18 protein-coding genes, 1 other RNA gene and 1 pseudogene are annotated in these 26,338 nt (G+C 42.9%); 13 read left to right on the top strand and 7 right to left on the bottom strand.

The window, feature by feature from the left end; all coding sequences use genetic code 11:
* Positions 1 to 82 precede the first annotated feature (82 nt).
* Complete coding sequence (locus tag ACK1U4_RS03690) at positions 83 to 967, top strand: LysR family transcriptional regulator (protein ID WP_419400021.1); 885 nt, start codon at positions 83 to 85, stop codon at positions 965 to 967.
* A gap of 89 nt (positions 968 to 1,056) precedes the next feature.
* On the opposite strand, the gene ACK1U4_RS03685 is transcribed toward ACK1U4_RS03690, so the two are convergent.
* The 3 genes from ACK1U4_RS03685 to putP form a co-directional block, all read right to left on the bottom strand.
* Entirely contained in the window at positions 1,057 to 2,439 is a 1,383-nt protein-coding gene (locus tag ACK1U4_RS03685) for an outer membrane protein transport protein (RefSeq protein WP_419400020.1), read from the bottom strand.
* 292 nt (positions 2,440 to 2,731) lie between these two features.
* Positions 2,732 to 4,294: an outer membrane protein transport protein gene (locus tag ACK1U4_RS03680; protein ID WP_419400019.1), complete on the bottom strand. Its 1,563-nt coding sequence runs from the start codon at positions 4,292 to 4,294 to the stop codon at positions 2,732 to 2,734.
* A gap of 200 nt (positions 4,295 to 4,494) precedes the next feature.
* Positions 4,495 to 5,994 carry a sodium/proline symporter PutP gene (gene putP / locus ACK1U4_RS03675; protein ID WP_419400018.1) on the bottom strand — a complete coding sequence of 500 codons (1,500 nt, stop codon included), beginning with the start codon at positions 5,992 to 5,994 and terminating at the stop codon, positions 4,495 to 4,497.
* A 635-nt stretch (positions 5,995 to 6,629) separates the two neighbouring features.
* On the opposite strand from putP, the gene glnA reads away from it, so the two are divergent.
* Entirely contained in the window at positions 6,630 to 8,039 is a 1,410-nt protein-coding gene (gene glnA, locus ACK1U4_RS03670) for a type I glutamate--ammonia ligase (RefSeq protein WP_419400017.1), read from the top strand.
* A 138-nt stretch (positions 8,040 to 8,177) separates the two neighbouring features.
* Entirely contained in the window at positions 8,178 to 8,933 is a 756-nt protein-coding gene (locus ACK1U4_RS03665; protein ID WP_419400016.1) for a DUF4124 domain-containing protein, read from the top strand.
* Between the two features lie 47 nt (positions 8,934 to 8,980).
* Here the strand turns inward: ACK1U4_RS03665 and ACK1U4_RS03660 are convergent, their stop codons facing one another.
* Entirely contained in the window at positions 8,981 to 9,718 is a 738-nt protein-coding gene (locus ACK1U4_RS03660; RefSeq protein ID WP_419400015.1) for an SIMPL domain-containing protein, read from the bottom strand.
* A 390-nt stretch (positions 9,719 to 10,108) separates the two neighbouring features.
* On the opposite strand from ACK1U4_RS03660, the gene ffs reads away from it, so the two are divergent.
* The 10 genes and pseudogenes from ffs (at position 10,109) to ACK1U4_RS03610 (ending at position 21,329) form a co-directional block, all read left to right on the top strand.
* Positions 10,109 to 10,205, top strand: an RNA gene (ffs, locus tag ACK1U4_RS03655) — signal recognition particle sRNA small type.
* Positions 10,206 to 10,975: 770 nt separating this feature from the next.
* Positions 10,976 to 12,667, top strand: a pseudogene (locus tag ACK1U4_RS03650) (DEAD/DEAH box helicase); the annotation flags it as partial.
* Between the two features lie 634 nt (positions 12,668 to 13,301).
* On the top strand, positions 13,302 to 14,981 hold the full coding sequence (pseG, locus tag ACK1U4_RS03645) for a UDP-2,4-diacetamido-2,4,6-trideoxy-beta-L-altropyranose hydrolase (RefSeq protein WP_419400014.1): 1,680 nt from the start codon (positions 13,302 to 13,304) through the stop codon (positions 14,979 to 14,981).
* 10 nt (positions 14,982 to 14,991) lie between these two features.
* Entirely contained in the window at positions 14,992 to 15,546 is a 555-nt protein-coding gene (locus tag ACK1U4_RS03640; RefSeq protein ID WP_419400013.1) for a hypothetical protein, read from the top strand.
* 3 nt (positions 15,547 to 15,549) lie between these two features.
* Entirely contained in the window at positions 15,550 to 16,608 is a 1,059-nt protein-coding gene (pseI, locus tag ACK1U4_RS03635; RefSeq protein WP_419400012.1) for a pseudaminic acid synthase, read from the top strand.
* A gap of 12 nt (positions 16,609 to 16,620) precedes the next feature.
* The gene (locus ACK1U4_RS03630) at positions 16,621 to 17,868 is read left to right on the top strand and encodes an oligosaccharide flippase family protein (RefSeq protein ID WP_419400011.1); all 1,248 of its coding nucleotides are present in this window, start codon (positions 16,621 to 16,623) and stop codon (positions 17,866 to 17,868) included.
* On the top strand, positions 17,865 to 18,884 hold the full coding sequence (locus tag ACK1U4_RS03625; protein ID WP_419400010.1) for a glycosyltransferase family 52: 1,020 nt from the start codon (positions 17,865 to 17,867) through the stop codon (positions 18,882 to 18,884). Before ACK1U4_RS03630 ends, ACK1U4_RS03625 begins: the two co-directional genes overlap by 4 nt.
* 1 nt (position 18,885) lies before the next feature.
* Positions 18,886 to 19,725 carry a beta-1,6-N-acetylglucosaminyltransferase gene (locus ACK1U4_RS03620; protein ID WP_419400009.1) on the top strand — a complete coding sequence of 280 codons (840 nt, stop codon included), beginning with the start codon at positions 18,886 to 18,888 and terminating at the stop codon, positions 19,723 to 19,725.
* Between the two features lies 1 nt (position 19,726).
* Entirely contained in the window at positions 19,727 to 20,536 is an 810-nt protein-coding gene (locus ACK1U4_RS03615) for a glycosyltransferase family 2 protein (RefSeq protein WP_419400008.1), read from the top strand.
* Between the two features lie 148 nt (positions 20,537 to 20,684).
* Positions 20,685 to 21,329 carry a YitT family protein gene (locus ACK1U4_RS03610; RefSeq protein WP_419400007.1) on the top strand — a complete coding sequence of 215 codons (645 nt, stop codon included), beginning with the start codon at positions 20,685 to 20,687 and terminating at the stop codon, positions 21,327 to 21,329.
* A gap of 73 nt (positions 21,330 to 21,402) precedes the next feature.
* Here the strand turns inward: ACK1U4_RS03610 and ACK1U4_RS03605 are convergent, their stop codons facing one another.
* The 3 genes from ACK1U4_RS03605 to ACK1U4_RS03595 all read right to left on the bottom strand — a co-directional run bounded on the left by ACK1U4_RS03605 (position 21,403) and on the right by ACK1U4_RS03595 (position 26,211).
* Positions 21,403 to 22,704, bottom strand: coding sequence for a hypothetical protein (locus ACK1U4_RS03605; protein ID WP_419400006.1), 1,302 nt, complete (start codon positions 22,702 to 22,704; stop codon positions 21,403 to 21,405).
* Between the two features lie 97 nt (positions 22,705 to 22,801).
* The gene (mnmD, locus tag ACK1U4_RS03600) at positions 22,802 to 24,943 is read right to left on the bottom strand and encodes a tRNA (5-methylaminomethyl-2-thiouridine)(34)-methyltransferase MnmD (protein WP_419400005.1); all 2,142 of its coding nucleotides are present in this window, start codon (positions 24,941 to 24,943) and stop codon (positions 22,802 to 22,804) included.
* Positions 24,940 to 26,211 (bottom strand): TIGR03862 family flavoprotein, encoded by a 1,272-nt coding sequence (locus ACK1U4_RS03595; protein WP_419400004.1) that lies wholly within the window; start codon positions 26,209 to 26,211, stop codon positions 24,940 to 24,942. Before ACK1U4_RS03595 ends, mnmD begins: the two co-directional genes overlap by 4 nt.
* Positions 26,212 to 26,338 lie beyond the last annotated feature (127 nt).

Here is a 26,338-nt window from a genome sequence, read left to right as displayed (position 1 = left end):
GACAGTTAAAACTTTTATTTATACTAAAATACCCTCTTTAGATGATGGATTTTTAGGTTGATAAACGAGGAAAAGGAAACAAATGAATACTACCAATCTTAATACGTTTTTGGCAGTCATGCAAACAGGCAGTATTTCCCAAGCTGCTGACAAGTTATTCATCACCCAACCTGCCGTGAGTAAACGTATCAAAAACTTAGAAGATGAATTTGATGTCACCTTGTTTGATACGGTAGGACGTGGCATTATCCCAACCCAAGCTGCCCATGATTTAATTCCCCATGCCAAACGCTGGCTAGATGACTATGATAATCTTAAAATTAACCTAAAAAATCGTCAACAAACCGTATCAGGTAAATTGGTCATTGGTACAAGTCATCACATCGGCTTACACCATCTGCCTGCGGTGCTAAAACAGTTTATCCAAAGCTACCCTGCGGTACAGTTAGAAGTGCATTTTGTTGATTCAGAGCAAGCTCATAAAGCGGTGTTAGATGGCGAGCTATCAGTGGCATTTATGACATTACCACCTGTGTATGACAAGCGTTTGAACTATCATATGCTATGGTCTGACCCCTTGTATTTTGTGACAGGCACACTGTCGCCATTGGCTCAAAAACTAAATGTCAGCCTTGAGCAACTTGCCAATTATCCAGCAATTTTGCCTGCTGCCAATACCTTTACCAGTCAGATTACGTTAGCGGAGTTTGCCAAACATAATTTGAAACCGTATGCCACCATGAGTACCAATCCACTGGAGTCGATTCGGATGTTGGTGTCGGTGGGGCTGGGGTGGTCAGTGCTACCACAGACCCTGATTAATCAAGACCTGCAACCTGTGAATATGGAAACACCGATTGAATTACAGCGTTATTTGGGTGTTGTTACCAACCCGAATATTACCATGTCTGCCAGCATGATGGCGTTGCTAGATATGTTGGGACTAAAGTCTGTGGGCAATGATTGATTGGTTTATTTTGCCAAAAAATTTGCTAAATAACATGCAAAAACCCACAAAATTGTGGGTTTTTATTTGGCACTTATATGGGTTACACATTATTTCTTTTGATAAGTTAGACGCAAGCCATAGACAAAGCCATCGTTATCAGCAAATTCACCAACATTGGTAGCATGGTCTGGTAATTGAGCAGTGGCATCACCAAACATTAGGTATTTTGCCCCACCAGAAACTGACCATTCTGGGGTGATGTTGTATTTTGCACCCAATCCTACGTTCCAGTTACCTTCGACTGGACCTAGTGACGAAGCAGGATTACCTGCACCACTGTCCCAACCAACCGAGCCTGATACCGCCCATTTTGGACTTAGTTTTTTACCAAGACCGATTTCGGCTGTCCACGCATCATCTGAGTAATCAACGATATTTAGGTTTTTCCCAAGGTTTTTTGCTAAGCTATGATAAGCAGGTGGTGTGACTTTAAAATCACCCCAAGGTACATAGCGTACTTTGGCAGTCAAAAGGGTGGTGGGATTTAGCCCTGTTTGAAAGTCTAAATTATATGACTCTGGGGTAGTGATGGTAGCTTTTTGTGAAAAACTATGGGGTAGAGCAACTGGCGAGCCTGTAAAACCAGTCAGAGCGGTGGCAGTTGATTCAGGGATACTTTCATCAAATGTTGCATCATGGTCGATTTCTGAACGGTAAGTTAGGGATGCTTTTAGGGCAATTTCTGGTTTACTATAGGCGACCCCTGCTAACCAACCATAAGCGTTGCTATTTGGGATATAAGCATCATAGCCAGACAATACCCCATATGCCATCCCACGTAAATGAATATCACCCTCAAGTTTTTGGATAGTAGGGCCTGCATATACTTGGAAGTTATTGTTTTTACCCAATTTTATTCCACCAACTAGGGTGGCATTTTGGCTACTTACAGTGACGCTTGTGCCTTCGCCAACAGTTGAGGCAACAGCTTTCACACCAATCGACTCATTGGCTATTTTACTAGCAATCAATTTCTTCAAATCAGCTTGGGTCATTTTTCCTGCTTGTACTGCAGGTGTATATTGTTGAATGAGGTCAAGTTGCGTTTTATTAACACGTTGTGTAACGGCTGTGACAGTGTCTTGTAGTTTATCTACGGTAGGTGACACAAAGTTATTATCGCCTTTAAATTGAACATCCGCTCCCCACGGTTGGTCAAAGAATGCCCCAATGCTGACACGGTCATTAATGTCCGCTTTTGCCCCAAAATTCAAGAAGTTATAATCTTCACTCATATTGCCTGTGGATTTGCTTGCACTATCCTTGCCTGCGACTTCAGGGCTGATAGTGATATGTTCAACATAAGCAAACGTACCATCTTGGGTCAAGCCCCAACTCGGTTGGGTTGAGCGGTCAAGCCCTGCACCGTGAGCTGAAAAAGCAGAGATACCTGCCACGGCAACAAATAATGAGCGAAGTTTAAATGACATAAAATATTTCCTTATTTTAGTGTAATACTAATCCCAATTTCTATTATCGTAAAAGGGCATAAGTGTTACGCCCCTACAACTTTAACTTTGGGATAAGTTGAGTGTGTATAAAAATGAAATGTTTACTTTTTAGAAAGTTTGCTGATAAATCAGTAACATATTTTATCATGTTCTGACTTTAAAGAGGTGAAAAACAGACAACAAATTTGTTAAATGGATAGTGTTTTATCCGATAAAAAAGCCCCTTAATCGGTTAAGGGGCTGTTAAAAAGTTTGTTAAATGGCTTAAAAATTATTTCTTTTGATACGATAGGCGTAGACCATATACAAAACCATCATTATCAGCAAAATCACCCACCAAAGTGCCAGTAGGTAGTTTGGCTTTAGCATCACCAAACATCAAATATTTTGCACCAGCAGAAACAGACCATTCTGGGGTAATGTTATATTTTGCACCCAAGCCCACGTTCCAGTTACCTTCGACTGGACCTAATGAGGTTACAGGATTGCCTGCACCACTATCCCAACCCACTGAGCCAGAAACCCCCCATTTTGGGCTAAGTTTTTTACCAATACCCACTTCGGCTGACCACGCATCATCAGAATATGATAATAAATCTAGCCCATTAGGGTACAGTTGTTGACCTGTTGCAGGGTCTTTGGCTGTTTTTGATACGGCATTGTAAAGTTTAGGGGTTACTTTAAATTCGCTCCAAGGCACATAACGTACTTTTGCAGTTAATAACGTGGTATGGTTTAAACCTGTTTGGAAGTCAAGATTAATGGACTCTGGCGTGGTTACAGTTACGTTATTGATTTGACGGCTAGATAAGCTACCACCACTGGCTAAAGGGGCCATTGGGTAGTATTCAACCATATTGGTATCATGGTCGATTTCTGAACGGTAAGTTAGCGATGCTTTTAGAGCAATTTCAGGTTTGCTATAAGCGACCCCTGCGACCCAACCATAACCCGTGCTTGATGGAATTGTTTCATCATACCCTGAAGCGGCTGCATAGGCATTGCCACGTAAGTGAATATCGCCTTCTAGTTTTTGAATCGCAGGACCACCATATACTTGGATGTTTTTCTTTTCACCGAGTTTGACACCCACCAATCCTGTAAAGTTTTGGCTACTAACGGTGACATTTGTACCGCCTTGGATTTTAGCCAAGCTATTTGTGGTTGCTTGGGTTGCTCCTAAGCGAGTCAAAGTGGTTTGCCCTTTTTGTAGATTGGCAGTGCCAGTTGTGATAGCGGTCTGTAATCCTGTGATTTGGGCTTGTTGTTGTGTGGTAGGATTAGAAACTTTTAATAATTGGTCAAGTGTATTTTGTGCCGTAGCAAGTTGGGTTTTACCTGCAGTAATTTGATTATTAATATCACTAATGGTATTTTGTAAGTCAGTTGCATTATTAATAGTTACAGGTAAACCTGCATCATTTAACGCTTTGGTTGTTTGAGCATAAAGACCATTGATAACATTGGTTGGTGCACCAACGAAGTTATTATCGCCTGTAAATTGAACATCCGCTCCCCAAGGTTGGTCAAAGTATGCACCAAGGCTAACACGGTCATTTACATCCGCTTTTGCACCAAAGTTTAGGAAGTGATAATCTTCTGCCATATCTGATACTGGCTTGCCTGTTTGATAGCTCGTGGCAGAAGCTGGGGCTTTGGCATCATGTCCTGCAATTGTTGGGTCAATGGTGATATGCTCGATATAAGCAAACGTACCATCTTGAGTGAATGCCCAGCTAGGTTGGGTTGAACGGTCAAGACCTGCCGAATGGCTGATAGAAGTAACAGAAAGGGTAGCCACAGCAAGGGCTAATGTATTGATTTTAGCAGACATAGAAAACTCCATTTAACACAAAAAAACTACCATGTAGGTATTGCTTCTTATGAGGGCATTGATTTTTTGTCAAAAACATCAATAAATTAACAAACATTTCTCATAAAACTGTCATAAGCATAAAGAAAAATTAATGGTTTGGCAACTATATAGCCACAATATTTACATAAATGTGTGACTATATAGTCATATTATGTGCTTTATTTTGCCTTTAAAAACGCTTCATTGGCTTGGTCAAATCGATTGACGACCTCCGTTGGCACTTTGGTCAAACGTGACACCACTACAATACTGATAAGCCCCAAAATAAAACCGGGAACAATCTCATATAAGCTACTACCAGTCACAGGTTTCCACGCAATCACCACCAACGCACCAATAATCATACCTGCCAACGCCCCAGCATTGGTCATGCGTTTCCAAAATAGCGACAACAGCACCACAGGACCAAACGCCGCCCCAAAGCCTGCCCACGCATACGATACCAAGCCAAGCACTTTGCTATTTGGGTTTTGGGCAATCACAATCGCCACCAACGACACCGCTAGCACCATCCCACGCCCAATCCATACCAATTCTTTTTGACTGGCATTGGGGCGGATAAAGCCCTTATAAAAGTCCTCAGTAATCGCACTTGAACACACCAATAATTGACAACTTAACGTACTCATCACCGCTGCCAAAATCGCTGATAACACCACCCCGACAATCCAAGGATTAAACAATAATTGAGCTAAACCAATAAAAATACGCTCGTTATTATCTTTTAAAATCGCTGTTTGGTCAGGATGCACTGTCATATAAGCCAAACCAAAATAGCCCACAGCCACCGCACCTGCTAAACACAAAATCATCCACGTCATACCAATACGGCGTGCATTGGTCAAGGATTTCACCGTATCAGCCGCCATAAAACGAGCCAAAATATGCGGTTGTCCAAAATAACCCAAGCCCCACGCTGCCGCCGAAATAATACCAACAAATGACGTGCCAAATAATACATTGGCGTAGTTTTTGGTATTGGCTTGACTTGCCATCGCAATGGCTGAATGAATTTCATCCATTCCACCCAAATTCAAATACACCATAATAGGGGCAAATAACAGGGCAAAAATCATCAAACTGGCTTGAATGGTATCCGTCCAGCTGACCGCCAAAAAGCCCCCAATAAAGGTATAAATAATGGTCGCAAACGCCCCAAGCCACATCGCTGTACTATAGTCAATCTCAAACAGGCTTTCAAACAACCTTGCCCCAGCCACAATGCCTGACGCACAATAAATGGTAAAGAAAAATAAAATAATCGAAGCCGAAGCGATTTTAATTAGCCGATTACCATCCGCCAATCCACCGCCAAAACGATGATGAAAATATTCGGGTAAGGTCAACGCATTATTATTAAACTCGGTATGCACACGCAGGCGACCTGCTACCAACAGCCAGTTAAAATACGCCCCAATCACCAAGCCAATCGCAATCCACGACTCACTCAGCCCAGACACATAAATCGCACCGGGTAAGCCCATTAACAGCCAGCCAGACATATCCGAAGCCCCTGCCGACATTGCTGTCACAAAGCTACCGAGGCTACGACCGCCCAAGATATAATCATCAAAATTGCGAGTGGCAAAATACGCCACAAAGCCAATCCCTAGCACTACCAGCAGATATAATGCAAAGGTAATATATACTGGGTTCATACCAGTTCTCCCATCATGCGTTAACACCAAATAAACGCTACAGTTTAGACAAAAAATCGTAACAAAAAAAGCCTTAGTTAATGATTTTGTTAACTTATCCCCAAAAATACGCAAAATTTCCCAAAAATATCGCCAAATCAACCAAGAAATAGCAATTTTGCACCAAAATAGATTTTTTAGAAATTAAAATCATCAAAAAGGTGCATTTTATTTATAAAATTGAAAAAGTTTACAGATTTAACGTAAACTTAATTGATAAAAAAATGAGAAAAATGTGGGAATATGATATGCATGAAAAATATTTTTATAAAAATAGCTTATTTTTCAAATATTTATATTTTTAATAAATAGCCAATGACAAATTGGCATATAAATTGAAATGATTATAATAGCTTACTTAATTAGGACTTGCATAAAAAGACACTGGATTCCCACATTCGTGGGAATGGCGATTTTTTTAAGTTTCGTCACCCCTGCGAATGCAGGGGTCAAGCGTCTTTTTTTCAAAGTAGCATTTGCAAATTTGTATCAATGTTATGATAAAAAATGCTGAATTTTACCCTTGTCAGCAAACCAAAAAGGGTATAAAGTGGCGAAAGGTTTTTTTATTTTTTAGTGCAAAAGGAACAGGTATTATGTCAAATAAATTTTTAGATTTAATCAAATCAAGCGAAGCCAAGTGGGTGGATTTTCGCTTTACTGATACTAAGGGTAAAGAACAACACGTAAGCTACCCAGCGAGTAGCATGGATGAAGACATTTTTGAAGAAGGCAAAATGTTTGACGGTTCATCAATCGCAGGTTGGAAAGGCATTGAAGCCTCTGACATGATTTTGATGCCAGATGCCGAAACTGCATTTATCGACCCATTCTTCCGTGAAACTACCGTTGTCGTGACTTGTGACGTTATCGAGCCATCAACCATGCAAGGTTATGACCGTGACCCACGTTCTATCGCACGCCGTGCTGAAGAATACCTAAAATCAACAGGTATCGGTGACACAGCATTCTTCGGCCCAGAGCCAGAATTCTTCGTATTTGACGATGTAAAATGGTCAATCGATATGTCAGGCGCAAGACATACCATTTCTGCGGACGAAGCAGCATGGTCAACTGACAAAGAAATGGAAGGCGGTAACTACGCTCACCGTCCACGTGTCAAAGGCGGTTACTTCCCAGTCCCACCCGTTGATAGCTCACAAGATATGCGCGCCGATATGTGTGCCGCTGTTGAAGCCATCATGGGCGAAGGTCGTGTCGAAGTTCACCACCACGAAGTTGCTTCTTGTCAGCTAGAAATCGGTGTATCATTCAACACCCTAGTACGCAAAGCAGACGAAGTACAACAATTCAAATATGCGGTACACAACGTCGCACACGAATACGGCAAAACTGCGACCTTTATGCCAAAACCAATGGTAGGTGACAATGGTTCAGGTATGCACGTTCACTTGTCAATCCAAAAAGATGGCAAAAACACCTTTGCTGGTGACGAATACGCAGGCCTATCAGAAACTGCATTGTACGCTATCGGTGGTATCATCAAGCACGCTCGTGCGTTGAATGCGATTACCAATCCATCAACCAACAGCTACAAACGCCTTGTACCACACTACGAAGCACCGATTAAACTGGCTTACTCAGCACGTAACCGCTCTGCGTCAATCCGTATTCCTTACGTGTCTAGCCCAAAAGCCAAACGTATCGAAGCTCGTTTCCCAGACCCAGCGTGTAACCCATACCTATGCTTTGCTGCCTTGTTGATGGCTGCCCTAGACGGTATCCAAAACAAAATCCACCCAGGCGAAGCTGCTGACAAGAACCTATACGACTTGCCACCAGAAGAAGAAGCGTTGATTCCAACCGTGGCAGAGAACTTAGAAGTCGCTCTACAAGCATTAAAAGACGACCATGAGTTCTTGCTAAAAGGTGGCGTGTTCACTAAAGAAATGTTGGATGCTTACATCGACTTGAAAAAAGAAGAAGTTGAGCGTTATAACGTATCAGTACATCCAATCGAATTTGATATGTACTACAGCTGTTAATCGGTCAAAATCTTTGAAAAACCCGACTCTGCGTGAGTTGGGTTTTTTTATGCCAAACAGTTTGTTCAACAAAAATTCATGCTAAAATAAGGCGAAAATTTTATTTTGCTATGATAAAAAACAATAGGAATAATCCCAATGGCAAACACATTTCGTTATTTAGCCATCACCACGCTTGGTTGTATCAACCTAATTAGCCCAATGAGCCTAAGTTGGGCAGAAGTGTATAAAACCATCAAAGCGGATGGCAGTGTCGTGTATACCGACAATCCCAATATCGCCTACCAATATGCTCAAAGTACCCAACAGCTCAAAGTCTTAGACCAATTGGGGCGTAATGCTCCTCCTGCGACACAAAATACGCAAAGTTTAGCCACTCAAGCCCCAATTGCTGAAACCACAAAGCAAACTGTTGAAAATGAAATGGTCGAAGCCGTGGTAAACACAAATAATGGCATCAATGCTAATAATCAGCCGTTATCTGCCCCCATCGTGAAGGTAAGTCAACGAGGCGATTATCAGCTGACTTTGCTCAGTCCAGCTCCGAATATGGCATATCGCCGAGTGGTACAGCCGATTGCGGTTGATGTGCAATTACGTCCACGCCTACGAGCAGGGGATAGGCTGGTCTATCGGCTAAATGGTAAGCATTTATCGACCAGTCAAGAACATCAAGTTGCCATCGAAACCGATACCTTAGACCCCAATACCTATACCTTGACGGTTGAAGTCGAAAATATCAAAGGGGAAGTCGTGGCTTCGACTAGTCGCCAACTGCAAATTTTGCCCAATAACATTGCCATTCAAAAACAACGTAAAGCGATGGCAGAAGCCAAAAAAGCCTACGATGCGTTGCCGTGGTATAAAAAAATAAAAATTAACATCAATTTATAAACAAAAAATCGGTCAATATAGACCGATTTTTTGTTTAGTATGGAGTATTATTTCACCAACTGTACTTGACCATTTGCGGTCACTGACAGGGTACTTTCACCTGCTTGGAAGTTTTGGTCAGCGACTTTGGCAGAGCCAGCTTCCGCCATCATCATCACAGGCTGGGCGTAGGCTCGACCGTATGAGCCACCGCTTTGGTTAAACTCAAGATTGACTAGTTGATAATCACGGGCGTTCCACACAGGAAGCAAGGCTTTGGCTTGCTCTTGGAATTCTTTAGAAGCCTCAATGGTCAATTCTTTTTCGACTTTTTTTTGTAACTCATCAGATACTGAAAAGTTTAAATTATCCATGGTCATAAATGACTGTAATTCTGCGATGAGTTTACTGGTCGCTACGGTATCGGTACTTTTTAGATTAAGATTGGCATTGCCTATCCAACCGATGATTTTTTGATTTTTATCATATTGTGGGTAAGTTGATTGGTTGCCAGTGGTGACTTGCACATTTGGGTATTTTTTGGCAATGCTCACCGCTTGGTTCAGAGTTTTGGCGATTTGGTTAGCCACTTCACTGCTCGATTTGTTTTGTACGGTTTTATTGAGGCTGGCATTGATTTGGTCGTTATCGACTTTGCGACTGGCAGAGGCGGAAAAGTTTAGCAAACCATAATTAAGGGTGTTGGTAGTCATGGCGTTTCCTGTTGGCATGGCGGTGGCAGGTAGGCTGGTAAGGGTCGTGAGGGCTAAGGCACTGGTTAGGGCAAGTTTTTTTAACATAGTCATAAAATTTCCTTTTATTAGGTTGGGTAAAATTGTAACAATTTATAAAATTGTAAAAATTATTGGGGCAAATTGCTAGGGGGGATTTGTGCAAGAAAGGTAAAAAAATTGCCGATTATTTACAGATTTCTTGCTAGGCATTTGATGGTTTTAATTTAAATAGGACTTACGCAAAAGACACTGGATTCCTGCATTCGCAGGAATGACGGAATATTTGTAATTTACTCGTCACCCCTGCGTAGGCAGGGGTCTAGTGTCTTTAATTCAGTAAGATAAATTCAAAATTTGCGTAAGTCCTATTAAAATTGGGCATACAGCCAATATTTTTAGACGGTTGTGAAAAACCGCTTGCTTATATCAAAGTTTATCTATATAATTTCACCTCGGTAATCCCATTGGTAGCTTCGCAACTTGCGACTGCGAACCCCGCCAGGACCGGAAGGTAGCAACGGTAGCAGTTCCTGAGTGTGCCGAAGATGTGCTAGTGGGGTTACTCTTTTTTTGTCCAATAATTTAGTAATTGATTGGATTGGCTAATTTATAAATACCCCGCCTTGTGCCAATGATAACTTTTATTTAAGCAGATATAATTTAAGCTTAACCAAAAGTATCCGAACGGCAATTTTGATGATGCTGGGTGATTTTATGATTCACATAATACGCTTACAGCAACGTCATGTTTCTATGTTATTTTAGGTCATTGAAACTTTTCTAGCGATTAAATCAGCTAGCAGAAGTTAATTTCCAAATATTATCAACATCACGTTTGTCATAACATTTTAGACGACTGTCCTTGTAAATGGTCAGGATGATTTTTAATCATTACTATTAACCATTTGATAATAAACATTATTTGTTTTAAATAGTGTTAGACATTTCTTCTTTATAAATCATATAAAACTCGCTTGATTGAGCAGTTTTGGTTTGCGTGTTTGCTTTTAGCCAAAAAATTTTGATATCGCTGATGGGCGATACTTGTTATTTATTTGACATTTTTAATCTCCCCAACCCCTCTTTATGAAAGAGGGGCTTTAATCCCACAAATAAATTTGATGTGAGATGTAGCGGGATTAAAACTTTTTTGAACAAACACGCTTAACCAAATATGAGATTTTTATGACGAATGTAAACCCTTTAGATAGTTTTTTTGATAACGCCAACGAAGCACCAGCCCAAACAGAAACCGAAAAACAATTAGCTGATTTACCACTGGCAGTGGATGTAGTCGAAGAAGATGAAGTTGAGAATGTTATCATTCATTTGGCAGATGAAGTCGATGTAGATGACGAAGTAAGGGATGAAGATGAAGGTGAGGGCTTCGAAGCATTGGGTCTCGCCCCTGTGATTTTGAAAAGTATCACAGCCACAGGCTATACCAACCCAACCCCAATTCAAGCCCAAGCGATTCCTGCAGCATTGGCAGGTCGTGATTTGTTGCTATCGGCTCAAACAGGTAGTGGTAAAACGGCAGCGTTTGTGTTGCCTGTGTTGCACCATATTCATACCAGCCCAGAAAACAATGTCAAACGTGGCAAAAATTCACCAAAAGCGGTGCAAGCCTTGATTTTGACCCCAACTCGTGAATTGGCTCACCAAGTCGCAGACAGTATCCGTAAATATGGCTCGTCAATGCGTGATTTGTTTAGTATTCCGTTGGTGGGTGGTTCGGCATATAGCGGACAGATTCGTGCGTTGAAAAAAGGCGTGCAAATCATTATCGCAACGCCTGGTCGTTTGCTTGACCATATCAATGCTGGACGTGTGGACTTGTCGAGCCTGTCAATTTTGATTCTTGATGAAGCTGACCGTATGCTAGATATGGGCTTTGCCGATGATATTGATGCGATTTTAAAAGCCACGCCTGCCAATCGTCAAACCATCATGTCATCAGCGACTTGGGATGGTGCGGTAGGTAAAATTGCCGAAAGCTTTACCACTGATCCAGAGCGTATTAATATCAAAGTCGAAACCGCTCATATCGAAGAAAAAGTATATTTCTGTGATAATTTTGAGCATAAAAACAAATTATTAGAACATATCATTTGTGACCCAGAGCGTGGACAAGCGATTATCTTTACGGCGACCAAACGCAGTACCGAAGAGCTGACCGAACGCCTACGTGAGTGGGAACACAAAGCCTGTTATTTGCATGGTGACTTGCCACAAAGCAAGCGTAACCGCATCGTAGCAGATTTGCGTAGTGGCAAATATGACATCGTGGTAGCGACTGATGTGGCGGCTCGTGGTCTTGACTTACCGAATATTACCCACGTGTTTAACTATGACTTGCCTCGTCAAGTCGAAGATTATGTACATCGTATCGGACGCTCAGGACGTGCAGGGCGTACAGGGATTGCCATCAATCTATGTAGTCGTGATGACCGCCGTCAATTTGGCAATATCGTACGTTACTTAAAACGTGATATTCAAGAAACCACGATTGAGGGCTTAGAGCCACGTTTTGTGGAAAAATTTGAAGGTCGTGGACGTGGTCGTGATGGCAACGGTCGTGGTCGTGACAACCGTTCTGGCGGTGGTCGTGGACGTGGTGATAGCCGTGGCTACAGCGAAAATCGTGGTGGACGTTCGGACAGCCGTTTTGACAATCGCTCAAACGACCGTTCAAATGACCGTCCACACCATCGCTCAGATGACCGTTTTGACAACCGTTCTAATAACCGTTCAGAGCATCGTTCTGAGCGTTCAGACCGCTTTGAAGGACGTGGTGAGCGTTCGGACAATCGTTTTGGCAAAAACCATGATACCAGTGGTTATGAAAAACGCCATGCCGAAAAGTCTGGCAAATTTGATAGGTTTGACAATAAACCACGTTTTGAGCGTGATGGTGATTTCAAGCCACGCCGTCAACGTGAAGACTTTGGTGACAGCCGTCCGTATCATGGTGACAAACCTCGTTTCGAAAGACGCTCACAAGATGACCGTTACGAGCGTTCGGCAAAATCATCGGATAGACCTTTTAACAATGAGTTCAAACGTGAGCGTCAAGATGGTTTTAAAAACAAAGACCGCTTTAGTCATGCAGAACGTTCAGACCGTTTTGATAAAGACCACGGCGAACGCTTTGAAAAACGTGGTGACCGCCAAGGGCGAAATGAGCGTTTTGACAATCGCTCATCCGAGCCACGTTTTGATAAATCACGTAAACCTCGCATGGTAGAAGAAACCTTTGGTCATCAGCGTGACGGTCAAGGTCAAGGCGATAAACGCACCAATCGCTCACAGGATTTTAAAGCACGCTCACGAGATGACGGTTTTAGCCGTGACCGTGACAGCCAACACCGTGATAGCAAGCCATTCCACCGTGCTGGCAAGCGTAGCGATGGGTTTGGCGATAGCCGTCAAGATGGTTTTGATGCCCCAAAACGCCGTAAAGAGGGTGATTTTAAAGGTGGCAAAGGCGATAAATTTAACCGTGAAAAGCAAAGTAGCCGTGATGGGTTCGCTCGCCGTAATAGCTCTGGCAAACCAATTTAATTCGCTGACTTGATGCGTGTATTGCTATATTTTTTATCAAAGGGCTTATATAATAAGCCCTTTGTCACGTTGGTTAGAGTGGAATAAAATCATGCGTTTTGTCATTCGAGCAGATGCAAGTTTGCAAATTGGTAGCGGTCATATCATGCGTTGCTTGACCCTTGCCGATAGGCTACGCCAACAAGGGCATACGGTGAGCTTTATTTGTCGTGAACATGCGGGGCATTTGGCGGATTTTATCACGCAAAAAGGCTTTGATGTTCAGCTGTTAGCCAAACCTGTGCCTCATGCGTTTGCAAAAAATCATCCACACAGCGAGTGGCTAGGTGTCAGTGAAAGCGATGACTTTGCCGAATGTCAGCCGATATTAACCGCCCTGCAACCCGACTGGCTGGTTATCGACCATTATGCGATTGGCAAAACTTGGGAACAGCAAGCCAAACAGTTTTTGCCAAATGTTAAAATTTTAGCAATTGATGATTTGGCAGACCGTGAGCATGACTGTGAGATATTGCTTGACCAAAATTTTGGGCGAAAAGCTGACGACTATCAAAATCTTGTCCCATCCCATTGTCAATTACTGCTAGGCACTCGTTATACCTTGTTGCGTGAAGAATTTAGCGAGTGGCGAGAATTTAGCCTAAGCAGACGTAAGCATTTAACCAAATCAAAAAACATTCTTATCAGTTTGGGCGGTGTTGATAAAGATAATATTACGCTCAAAATTTTGCAAAGTTTGGCGAAATCTACCCAACCGTCTTTTAATGTCACTTCTGTTAACATCCCTGTTTTAAATGTAACAGTGGTAATGGGTAAAACTGCACCGCATAGCCAAATCGTGCAAGCTTTTGCCAAAACCGCCCCTTTCCCTTGTGAAGTCCTTGTCAACGTCAGTAATATGGCGGAGCTGATGGTAAATGCGGATATTGCGATTGGGGCTAGTGGTAGCACGACTTGGGAGCGTTGTTGTTTGGGTTTGCCGATGGTGCTGTTGGTGTTGGCGGATAATCAAAAGGTGATTGCCGAGGCGTTAGCCCAACAAAATGTGGTAAAAGTGGTCAGTGACATTGCCAAACTCGATGAGCAGTTACCTAGCCTATTGAATGAATTAAGCGAAAATTATGCAAAATTCAGCCGTCAATCTGCCAAGTTAGTCGATGGTCATGGGGCAAAACGTGTGGCGAATTGGCTTGAATTTGCTAAAACCTTGCAATATGGTAAGGTGCGACAAGCCACTGAAGACGATACGCAGATGATTTGGCAATGGCGAAATCATGTCGATGTGCGACAATATATGTTTGGGCAAGATGAAATCGCCTTGGCTGAGCATGAAAAATGGTTTGCCAAACAGCTTGCTAATCCTAATGTGCATTTGATGATTTTTAGCGTTAATAATGAGCCGATGGGCTTTGCCAATGTGACCCAAATCACGCTCGATAAATATCAAACTTTAACGTCAACGAAAGTCAAAAACGATGAAAAAACCGCAACTTGGGGTTTTTATTTATCCCCGACTAGTCCAAAAGGGCAGGGGTTAGGCTTTGCGTTGGGGGTGTTAGCAATCGCTAAGATTTTTAATACGGCTGTTCTTTATACCAATGGGATTAGCAAAATCACTGCTCAAGTGTTGGCATATAATGAGCCATCATTGGCATTGCACCGTAAATTGGGTTTTGAGCAAACAGGCGTTTTAGCCAAGCATTATTATGTCAATGGTGAGGTGTTTGATGTGGTGGAATTTAAATTGATGGCGGATAAGTTTTTGTTTTGAGAGATTCTGCATGAATCAGTATGAGCAAGCCTTTATTGATGAATTGAAAAGTTTATTTTCACAAGCAAATTTAACGTTGCCTTTTAAAGTCGGTGATTATCAATTTGCCTATAATCATGAAAGTGTTTATATTCGCTATCGAGATAATAACTACACTTATGGTTATTGTGAAAGAGGACAATGTAGCGAAGATATCACATCAGAAAACAAAGATATTGTCTTATATTACCCTATTAGAGATGGGATTCCTGAGTTAGGTTTTGGCTACGAATTACAACATAGGCGATATGGCTTGGATGGTCGAATAATCACGTTTGGCATGATGTTGTATTACATTGAGTTGTTAGACAAATATCAGTTGGGTTGGCGAGAGAAGCTTTATTATGAGTTAGAGCCAATTATGATAAAGGATAAAATGCCCATTGAAATTATTCAAGAAATTGGTAAAACTGGCAAACCAAAGCCTTTAATTTTATCATTGCCAGTAGATGAAACGATTGACCTAAAAGAGTTGTTTACTATATTCAAATGCTTGATTAAACCTTATTTATATCGTTGGAAATAATCCATGACTAAAAACCAATTCCAAATCAACAACCGCCCCATCGGCATTGACCATGCCCCCTACATCATCGCCGAGATGTCCGCCAACCACAATGGCGACATTAACAACGCCTATCGCATTATCGACATGGCAAAGGCAAGCGGTGCAGATGCCGTCAAAATGCAAACCTACACCCCAGACACCATCACCCTTGACAGCACCGCCCCAGACTTTCAAATTCATGGCGGACTGTGGGACGGTCGCACCCTGTACGAACTTTATCAGCAAGCCTACACACCTTGGGATTGGCATAAGCCCCTGTTTGACTACGCTCGCAAAGTCGGCATTACCATGTTTAGCTCACCGTTTGACCATACCGCAGTAGATTTGCTCGAAGACTTAAACGCCCCTGCGTACAAAATCGCCTCGTTTGAAGCGGTGGATTTACCCCTGATTAAATACGTTGCCAGTACAGGCAAGCCGATGATTATTTCCACAGGCATGGCGGACAGTGATGAAATCGCCGAGGCGGTCGCATCCGCTCGTGACGGTGGTTGTCGTGAGCTTGCGTTATTGCACTGTGTGAGTGGCTATCCTGCCCCTGCACAGGACTACAACCTACGCACCATCTTGGATATGCAAACTCGCTTTGGCGTGCCAGTGGGCTTGTCCGACCATACGCTCGATAATACGACTGCCATCAGTAGTGTGGTGTTGGGGGCGTGTATCATCGAAAAACACGTGACCCTAGACCGCAATGGCGGTGGGGCGGATGACAGTTTTTCGCTCGAAGCTGATGAATTGACCGCCCTTTGCCGTGATAGCAAAACCGCTTGGCAAGCCTTGGGGCAGGTGGATTATGGTCGTAAGTCGAGTGAAATCGGCAATGCTCAATTTCGCCGTTCGCTCTATTTTGTGCAAGATATGCAGGCAGGCGAGGTCATTACGCCACAGCATATTCGTAGCGTTCGTCCAGGATTTGGGCTTGCACCGAAGTTTTATGATGAATTATTGGGTAAAAAAGTGGCGGTTGATATTGTCAAAAACACGCCAACGGCTTGGGATAAGATTGTGAAGTCGTGATTTAAATTTCCCATGCTAACCAAAATACAAACCCTTGCCAAATCCGCCCTACTCAAAGACAGCCTCGTGTATGTCATGGGCGAGATGACCGCCAAAGCCGTGCCGTTTTTGCTGTTGCCGTATCTCACACGCCAACTGGGAACGGCAGGGTTTGGGTCATTGTCGTATTACACGGCAGTCACGGCATTTTTATTGATTTTTGTCAGCCTTTCCCAAAGTGGGGCATTGACACGCTATTACTATGTGTATGGTAAACATGGGTTGGGTAATGTATTGGTGGCAGGTGGTGTGTATAGTGCCATCGTGTGGGGGCTGGCGAGCGTTATTTGTGGACTATTGGGCGATGAATTACTGCTATATGCCTGTCTGACCGCCCTGTTCCAAAGCCTTGTGCAAAACCAACTTGCCCTACGCCAATGCCAAAAACGCCCACTTAGCTATTTTGCTATTCAAATCAGCTTGGCGTTGAGCAATGTGCTGTTTACCGTGCTAATGTTTCAACTGATTGACAGCGATAAAGTGGCGTTACGCTTGCTAGCGGTGGCGTTGTCGTTTTGTTTGACTTTTATCGGTGCGTTATGGCTTGCCAAGCGACAATTTGGTTTGCGTTTTGCCGTTACCCCAAGACGTTTTATGTTGGGGTTTCGCTATTTACTATTGTTCGGTTTCCCGTTGCTGTTTCATGCGTTAAGTTATACGGTAAAAGGGCAATTTGACCGCTTGATGATTTATCAGCAGTTTAGTAGCGAGGCGTTGGGCGTGTACTCGGCAGGGGTGCAAATCGCCAGTAGCGTAAGCATTGTGATTATGGCAATCAACAGTGCCAGTGTGCCGTATCTGTATGAAAAATTAAAGAAAAATACTATCCGCCTAGCCCAATTACAGCGTTGGTTTTGGTTAAGTTTTGCGATTGCCCCTGTGTTGGCAGGGGTGGCGTGGCTTGTGCCAAAGGCGGTATTTGCATGGGTGTTGGGGGCGAATTTTGCCGATAGTCAGTATTATACGGCAGTATTTGTGGGGGCGTTTTCGCTGACGATTCCTTATCTTTTGTTGGTTAATTTTTTATTTTATCATGCCAAAAATCGCCAAATTGCCACGGCTTCGGTGCTATCGACCCTTATTTATTTAGCGATGTTATGGGTGACTAGCCGAATGGCATTGAGCTATGTACCATTGGCGACCATCGTTAGTAACGTGGCGATTTTACCATTTTTATATTATTTTAGCTTACAGGTTAATCAAGAAAAAATTAGCAAATGAACCTCATTATCTGTATCACGCCCTTACAAGTTTTGATTGCCAAACGCATTATCGAAACCAATCAAATTAATAACAGCCAATCTGCATTTATCGGCTTATATTTGCCGTATGGTGACAATCCTAAACATCATCATTATTATCAACAACTTGCTAAAGTCTGCCAACAATCTGCCTTTATCGAGCTAAAAAACCAAACGTGGGGCGAGCGATTTGCCACGTTAAACCGTTTAAAAACCACGCTACAACAATTCGGTATTTGGCAACAACCAATTGAAGGGGCGTACCTTGCTAGTTTAGATGTGTTGTTTTTGCAATATGTTATTTCTAAAGTAAAATTTAGCAAGCTCTACACCTTTGATGATGGTACAGCCAATATTTTCCCCAATTCCACTTATTTTAATCCGTTACCAAAATCATTGCCGATGCGATTGTTTAAAAAGTTGGTCGGTATTCGCTATCCTGATATTCCATCGATTCTAGCAAAAACGGCACGCCATTACACCATTTTTCCGCATGAAAAAAACCTTGTCGAAAACATCCAAGTCATTGAATTGCTAACGCAAAATAGTGAAAATACCGCAGTCGAAACCAATCAAGTGAAACGCCTAATTCTTGGACAAGCGATTGATAATTTTGTCGGTGAAACGGTGTACCATGAGGTTGTAGATAAACTGATTCGTGATTATCAAACCGAGTATTTTTGTCCGCACCCCAGAGAAAATCTCGATTTTAGCGATAAAATGACGGTGATTCATAGCGAGAAAATCATCGAAGACTATCTGTCCGATGAGCTAACCGCCAATCCGCATTGTCGTTATGAGCTTTATACCTTTATGAGTACGGCAGTATTTACCTTGCGAGATTTTCCGAGAGTGGATATTTTTATCGTCTATAATCAGCCGTTATATCAACGCTTTAGCGAGGCGTATGAATTTTTGGCAGAAAAAGGTTTTACCATGATTGACTTGGATAATGAATCCCTCCCCAGCCCTCCCTTTACTAAGGGAGGGGGTTAAATTGAAAAAACACGCCGTCCTTATCCAAACCCACAAGCCAATTGATTATTTTATCGAATTGGCAAAACGCACGCCCAACGTCAATTTTTATGTGCATTTTGATAAAAAATGCGATGACAGCTTACTCACGCAATATGAAAACTTAGCAAATATAGTTATTATAAACCATCGCATTGATGTGAAGTGGGGCGGGTTTAGCCAAGTCAAAGCCACGTTAGCCCTGTTTGATACGGCTTTTGCCAATACTGACAATCAGTTTTTTCATCTGATTAGTGGTGAAGATGTGGTATTGCAAGACTTTGATACCATTGAACAAAATTGGAAAATGCAGTTTAATTTTGCCATGATGTTGACTTGTGAGCTTGCTCCGAGGTATGGATATCGCTTTCGCTCGGATACCTTGCACGCTGATACCGATTGGCAACGGCAATTTATTGGTAAAGTGTTGACCAAAGGCTATCAAGGTTTGGCGAAACTATCACCTTATCAACAGTCAGTGTATTTTGGCTCGCAATGGTTTTCGGTCACTCGTGAAGATTGGGCGAAGATTTTGCCGTTTGTGGATGAATATCGCCAGTTTTTTGAGCGAAAACTTGTGCCAGATGAGCATTTTTTTCAAACCATTATCAAAGAAAAGCTAGGTCAAGAAAAAGCCGATTTAACCGTTGCCAATGATAACAAACGATTCATTATTTTTGATAAAGCGGTGAATAATGGCAATAGTCCGCTTTATTTGGATTTACCAAAATTACAACAGGCAAAAAACGATGGGTTTTGGTTCGCTCGTAAAGTGGATAAGGCGGTGGCGATGGGTTGGTTAGAGAATGGGGCGAGTAGCTAACATGAAATTTTCCGTATTGATGTCTTTGTATGACAAAGAACAGCCCAATTATTTACAAGCCTGTTTGCAAAGCCTAGTCGCACAGACCTTGCCAGCCGATGAGATTGTATTGGTATTTGATGGCTCAATTAACCCACATTTGCAACAAGTGGTGAATGATTTTAAATCCAAATTACCGCTAAAAATCATTGCTTTAGAAAAGAATGTAGGGCTAGGGCAGGCGTTAAATGCAGGGCTAAACCAATGCTCACATGAGTGGGTGATTCGCATGGATACCGATGATATCTGTGTTGATAATCGCTTTGCCATGCAAATCGCCTATATTGAGCAACATCCATCCATTGACGTACTGGGCGGGCAAATCATTGAATTTGAAGGCAATATCTCTAACGGCAAAGCCTCACGCCAAGTACCGACCACGCATGAAGCGATTTTACAATCCGCTAAATCTCGTAATCCCATCAATCATATGACGGTGGCTTTCAAAAAATCAGCCGTGCTAAAGGTGGGTAGCTACCGTCATGCTCCGTTGTTTGAGGATTATGATTTGTGGGTGCGGTTGTTGTTGGCAGGTCAGCAGTTTGCCAATCTGCCTGATGTGCTAGTGTATGCAAGGGCAGGCGAGGCGATGTACGAAAGGCGTGGTGGGCTAGACTATGCCAAGTATGAGCTTGATATACAAGGTAAATTTTATCAGCAGGGTTTTTTGACCCTTACTCAAATGATTAAAAATCTCGCCATTCGACTGCCTGTGCGGTTATTGCCGAATGGGTTAAGAAGTTGGGTGTATCAAAAGCTTTTGAGAAAATAGAAAATTCAATAAACTGTTACCAAGCCCTAAATTCCCCTTGAATATCCCTGCAATTTGCCCTATTTTATGCAAGTTTTTTCCACCCAAGCTTTTCAATCAATATGAAACTTAAAACTTGAAGCCTTAAACCTGCAATATAGAGCCAACCATGACCGATTCAACCACTTCAGCCGATACCACGACCGACACCAATGACAACAATATCAGCCATAGCTTGATGGAAGACGCATTTGCGGTGACTATCGGTACGTCAATGATTGGGTTTGCATTGCTTTTATTACAACATTCGCACGTAATGGTGGGTGGTACGGCAGGGCTGTCATTATTGATTCAAAAAGCCACTGCGTTGCCGTTTGGTGTGGTGTTTTGGCTACTCAATTTGCCGTTTTATGTTTTGGCGTATCTGCGTTTGGGTAAGCAGATGGTGATAAAAACACTGATTGCGGTAACGACCCTTTCGTTAATGACAGAGCTACATCCACATTTTGTTTCGGTGGGTGAGGTACAGCCGTTATATGCCAGTATTTTTGCCAATGTGTTGATTGGGGTTGGGATTTTGATTTTATTCCGCCATCGTGCCAGTCTAGGTGGCTTTAATATCATCGGATTATACGCCCAACACTATCTTAAAATCCCTGCGGGCAAGGTGATGTTGTTCTTAGATGGGATGGTACTGTTGGCTTCGCTGTGGTATGTCAGTTGGCAATTGATTGCGATTTCGATTTTGGGCATGGTAGTGCTGAATGCGATTTTGACCATCAACCACCGCCAAGATAGATATGTGGCGTATTAGTCGCATAGGAAGCCAATCAGTACACCACGGTGTAATTTACCTTTTAATTCAATCGTTTAATTAAACCGCCTAATTAAATCGTGGTTGATTTGCCCTCACCAACCATATCAACATTTTTAGCGTTTTTACCATGAGCTTTAATCTCGCCTTTCACCGACAAGGCTTTGACTTCGCCTGCCACTTCGTAAGCCGTTACACCATCGCCATGACTTGCGATATCGCCACCAACTGATAAATTTTCCACCACACCATCTTCTTTCACGCTCAAAGCAATCGCTTTGAGCTGAACAACCACGCCTTTTACCAAGGAATCACCCTCACCGCCATGCGTGGTGATGTCTTTATGTACAGTAAAGTTGCCAATCGGTTTGCTAATTTGTACGCCAATCGAGCCATTGCCAAAAGTCGCAATACTGTCAAATTCGATATTTTTCACCGTGCCGTCATACTGGTTGTAGCCCCTTGCTCCTTGTCCGTAGGTGACGACAGGGGCTTTTACCACAAAATTCTCCACTTGACCAAAGTTAACAAAGCCAATGCCACTCGCCCCATACGAGGTAATCGCCTTGTGAGAAGTCCAGTTACCGACCGTTCCCCACGTATCTAACACCATGTCATTCACGCCATAGGTGGTGATTTCACCGTTGTGGATGAGTTCTTTGACTTCTGCACCATACACCACAAACACGCCTGCGGTGATGATATTTGGCGTACCTTGTGGTAATTTGCCGTTGGAATAAATCGCCCCTGTGGTGATTTTATCCGCCACAAGTCGACCGCCTTTATCGCCAAAGCCCGACACAAACAGCCCAGAGCCAACGATAGGGGCATATTCACGCCCGATACTGATATTATCCACGTTGAGGGTAATCAGACTGGCTTCATCGCTGTTTTGGTTAAATACGGTAAACGCCCCTTGTAGCACGTTTGCTCCGTATTTTTGTGGTTGCTCAAAGTTTTTTCGTGTATCGGCAAAGATGATGTCGAGGTTTTTGACAGCAAGATTGGCAGTTTTTGCCCCACGGCGTAAAATAAAACTAAACTGCCCAACCAATGTCAAATCGGTGAAAGAAAATTGCCCCAAGTCTTCGACCATGAGACTGTTAAAAATCGCCTTTTTATCGGCATCGGCTTGGATATTGAGGTTATGGATTTGGTTGTTTTGGGTCACGCAGATACCGTGCGTATCGGCAAAAGATAGCGAAGGCTTAACCCCATTTTCTTGGTTTTGTCCCTCTAATACGGTATTGGGCGGTAGGGTGATACTGCTTAAACAAAAAATACTGCGAGTGATGGTGATGTGTTTGACACCGTTTAAAATAGCTTGGTTAAAATCGTTAAAATTATCAACGGTTTGGGGTTGTTTTTCGTTCATGGAGTTATCCTTTTTGTTGTTGTATGTCTAAATCAGCAATTTGGATAATTTTAAGCCAAGTTAAGGTATCGAAGTAGAAGGGTTTGGTAAGAAAAAGTTAAGTTTGCTGTAACACTCTACGATTCGGACTTAATTTCCCCACCATGTTATTTGCCAAGGGTAATATTTCCCCACACATCAGCCCTGCTACCAATTCACTACACACAGGGGCATAGGCATAGCCCTTTGACCCCAATGCCGAAAACGTCCACACTCGGCTATCGGTTTCAAAGCCCTTATTATAAAAGCTACCATGCCAAACTTGCCCCACCAACGGCAAATAATCCACCGTTTGACTACGGATACTGGCTCGCCCTTGCCAATGGGTATTAATGTTATCCATATTAATTATTTCTTTTGCCTGTGGTACAGCGTCCAAAAACTCGGTCACGTTGCTAATATGGTCGGCAAGCTTCGGCTCGGTATCTAGCGTATCACGGACAAAACTCGCCCCCAACATTACCACTTTGTTCCCATTATTTGCAAAACTGGCAAAATAACTGCCATATTTCAGTGGTAATTTTGGTAAATTTTCCGCTTGTTGTTTATCAACCGTAAACCAGCTGACTTGACCACGGCTATAATTAAAGCGTTTGATTTGAGGTAAAAAATCACAGGTATTCAAAGCTATACATAGTACAGCATGGTCAAATTTCTGCGTATAGTCTTCGAAAGCAGAAATTGGTACTGCGTTAGGTTCGCTCACAGTACTAGTTGTACAGTTTCGCTCACCTGCCTTGTCCCATTTTTCTGTTTCTGTGACTATATTACTGATTCGTAATTCAACGCTATCATGGACTTGGGTGAAAGCAGTTAAATTACCTTGTTGAAAGCGGATGTTGGGGTGACTTAGCACAGCTTTGGCAAAGTTGGCGGTATTGATTAGCCCTGCATTGGGTAATAAAATCGCCTGCCCAACCTCATACCCTGCCAAATTATCTGCCTGTTCCGCACTTAACAAACTGGCAAATTCGCACGGAAAGTCCTGCACCTCATTCAGTTCAAGGCGATTGTGCGACAGCAAATCTAGGCAAGTTGTGGTGTCCAAAATATCAAAGCCTGTTTGCTGAGTCAAAAACGGATAAAAGCGACAACTTGCCAAATAGCCAATGGCGTGTAGGTTGGTGGCAAGGCGTTTTAAACTAGTCAGCTTGGGAGCGAGAAAGCCACGAATATTGCCAGAAGCCCCTGACAATGGCTTGTCTTTATCAAAAATCGTCACGCTATGACCTCGCACTGCCAACGCATACGCCACCGACAGCCCTGCCACGCCAGCCCCAATCACCGCAATATTTAACGCTTGTGTAGTCGGTGAAAAATTGGGTAACGCAAAGCCCTTGCGTTTACTGGGTTTTTTGCGAGTGCGAAGTTTGCTTTCAAAACGCTCGGTAAAGGGTAGGGTGATAAAATAGGGTTTAATCTTTTTGTTATAGCGAAAATTAAACTGGCTAAATTCAATGCGTTTTTCAACTGGCGTAAAACTGGCGGTCAGCATTTCTCGTTTTTTACCAAAGCCTTTACGTTTGGCAAGGGTAAAGCCGTGATTTTTTAGCCCATTTTTCACCATACTCGCCACGCTAAAAGTCGCTAATGTCGTGCCATTGTCCGATAGCCGTGCGATTTGCTCAAATAAGCCGTTCGACCACAGTTCATCATTACAACTGGGGGCAAAGCCGTCCAATAGCCACGCATTGACTTTGCTTTGTCCAAGCACTTGCGACAGGCTGTCAGTCGCATCACCGAGCCAAATATCAATGGTAATGCGTTCATCAAAGAAATTTAGCCGATGACAACCTGCCAACGGTGGCGGATAGTTAGCAATGAGTTGTTTGGCGAAAGGGGCTAGTTCGTGCCAAACGCTCAAAGCTTGTTGCAAATCGTCTTTTGATAACGGAAATTTTTCGGTGGTGATGATATGTAAATGGCTGTGGTTATTGGGTTTGGCTTGTTGCCACATTTGCCAAATAGCGAGGACGTTTAGCCCTGTGCCAAAGCCGATTTCTCCGATGACAAAGCGCTCAAAGTCTGGCAGGTGGGCGAGGCGGTGGGCTAGGTCATTGCCGTCCAAAAACACATAGCGAGTTTCTGCCAAGCCGTCTGTTTTGGAGAAATACACATCGCCAAATTGGGTGGAAGTGGGGATGGTTGAGCCGTTGTCGTCAGTTTGCCATTGGATTTGTGCAGGTTGAATATTTGTCATTTTTTCTCCGTATTCAACTGCTTCACCACCCCAGCTCCCACCGCTCTACTAGTCGCAAAGCAAGCCGTCAGCAAATAACCACCAGTCGGTGCATCCCAATCGAGCATTTCCCCACAACAAAACACATTCGGATTGGATTTTAACGCAAAATCTTCGGTCAATGCCGAGCGTTTCACCCCACCGCCACAACTAATCGCCTCCTCAATCGGACGAAAACTGTCAAACTCAATGGTTAAGTTTTTGATAAACTGAGCCATTGTATCACCATCATGCCAATCCACTTTTGGTACGATTTCTCGTAGCAAGGCGATTTTGACAGGGTCTAGCCCTGCCTTTCGCCATACATTGGATAACGATTGTTTTTTGGGGTTATTTAGATTTTTTAGCAGTTTTTCATGGCTGATATCAGGCAATAAATCAAGCTGTAAGGTGATTTTACCAGTCGCATTGCATTGCTCTCGCATGGCATGATTGAGTCGATAAATCAGCCCACTTTCCATACCGTAATGACTGATGACAATATCACCAAAGCCCTGTTCGATTGTGTCATCAACTGTGCCATTCAGCAGTTTAACACTGGCTTTGACCCGTTTTAAGGCTTTACCAAAATCATTGGTCAAATGGGACGACCATGTCCGCACAATCCCCACATTACTGGGGTAGAAAGGCGTGATATCATTCTTATTGAGCCAATTTTGCCATTTACCATCACTGCCAAGCCGTGACCACGACAGACCGCCACAGGCTAGCACAATTGCATCAAATTGTTGGGTAAACTCGCTAATGTGACCGTCTTTCTCAACGCTAAAAGTTGCCTGATTACCGTCAATATTAGTGCAACTATGTCGATAAAAAAACTGTACGCCATGTTTATCCAAGTCTTGTAGCCATGCTCTTAGCAAGGGTGAGGCTTTCATCATGGTAGGGAAGATTCGCCCAGTTGAGCCAACAAAGGATTCTATGCCAAGATTCGCCATAAAATCTTGAATATGTTTGGCATTAAAGTTGTGAATATGCGGTGTCAGCCAATCATTGGGGTGATAGCGATTGACAAAGTTAGCTAGTGGTTCGGCGTGTGAGATATTGAGTCCGCTTTTACCTGCCATCAGTAGCTTGCGGGCAGGCGAGGGTTTTTGTTCAAAGACTTGCACCGTCACGGCAAAGTCTTTGAGATAGTCCGCTACCATCAAGCCAGATGCCCCAGCACCGATGATGGCGATGGTGGGCGGTTGGGGGTGGTTGGTGGTGATGGGGGATGAATTTGGCATGGATTGGTAACTTAATTTTTGCTGATTTGAAAAAAATTGTTATTAATGCTATTGAAAAGTCAAAGTAGGGGGTATAGGATAGCGTATTTTTAGGGGTCGCAACAAGTTTTTGCCAAGATTCTTGCTA

Origin of the sequence: Moraxella sp. TY6 (assembly GCF_048551375.1) — a bacterium.
Taxonomy (GTDB): Bacteria; Pseudomonadota; Gammaproteobacteria; order Pseudomonadales; family Moraxellaceae; genus Faucicola.
This window is presented reverse-complemented; position numbering and strand designations above follow the sequence as displayed.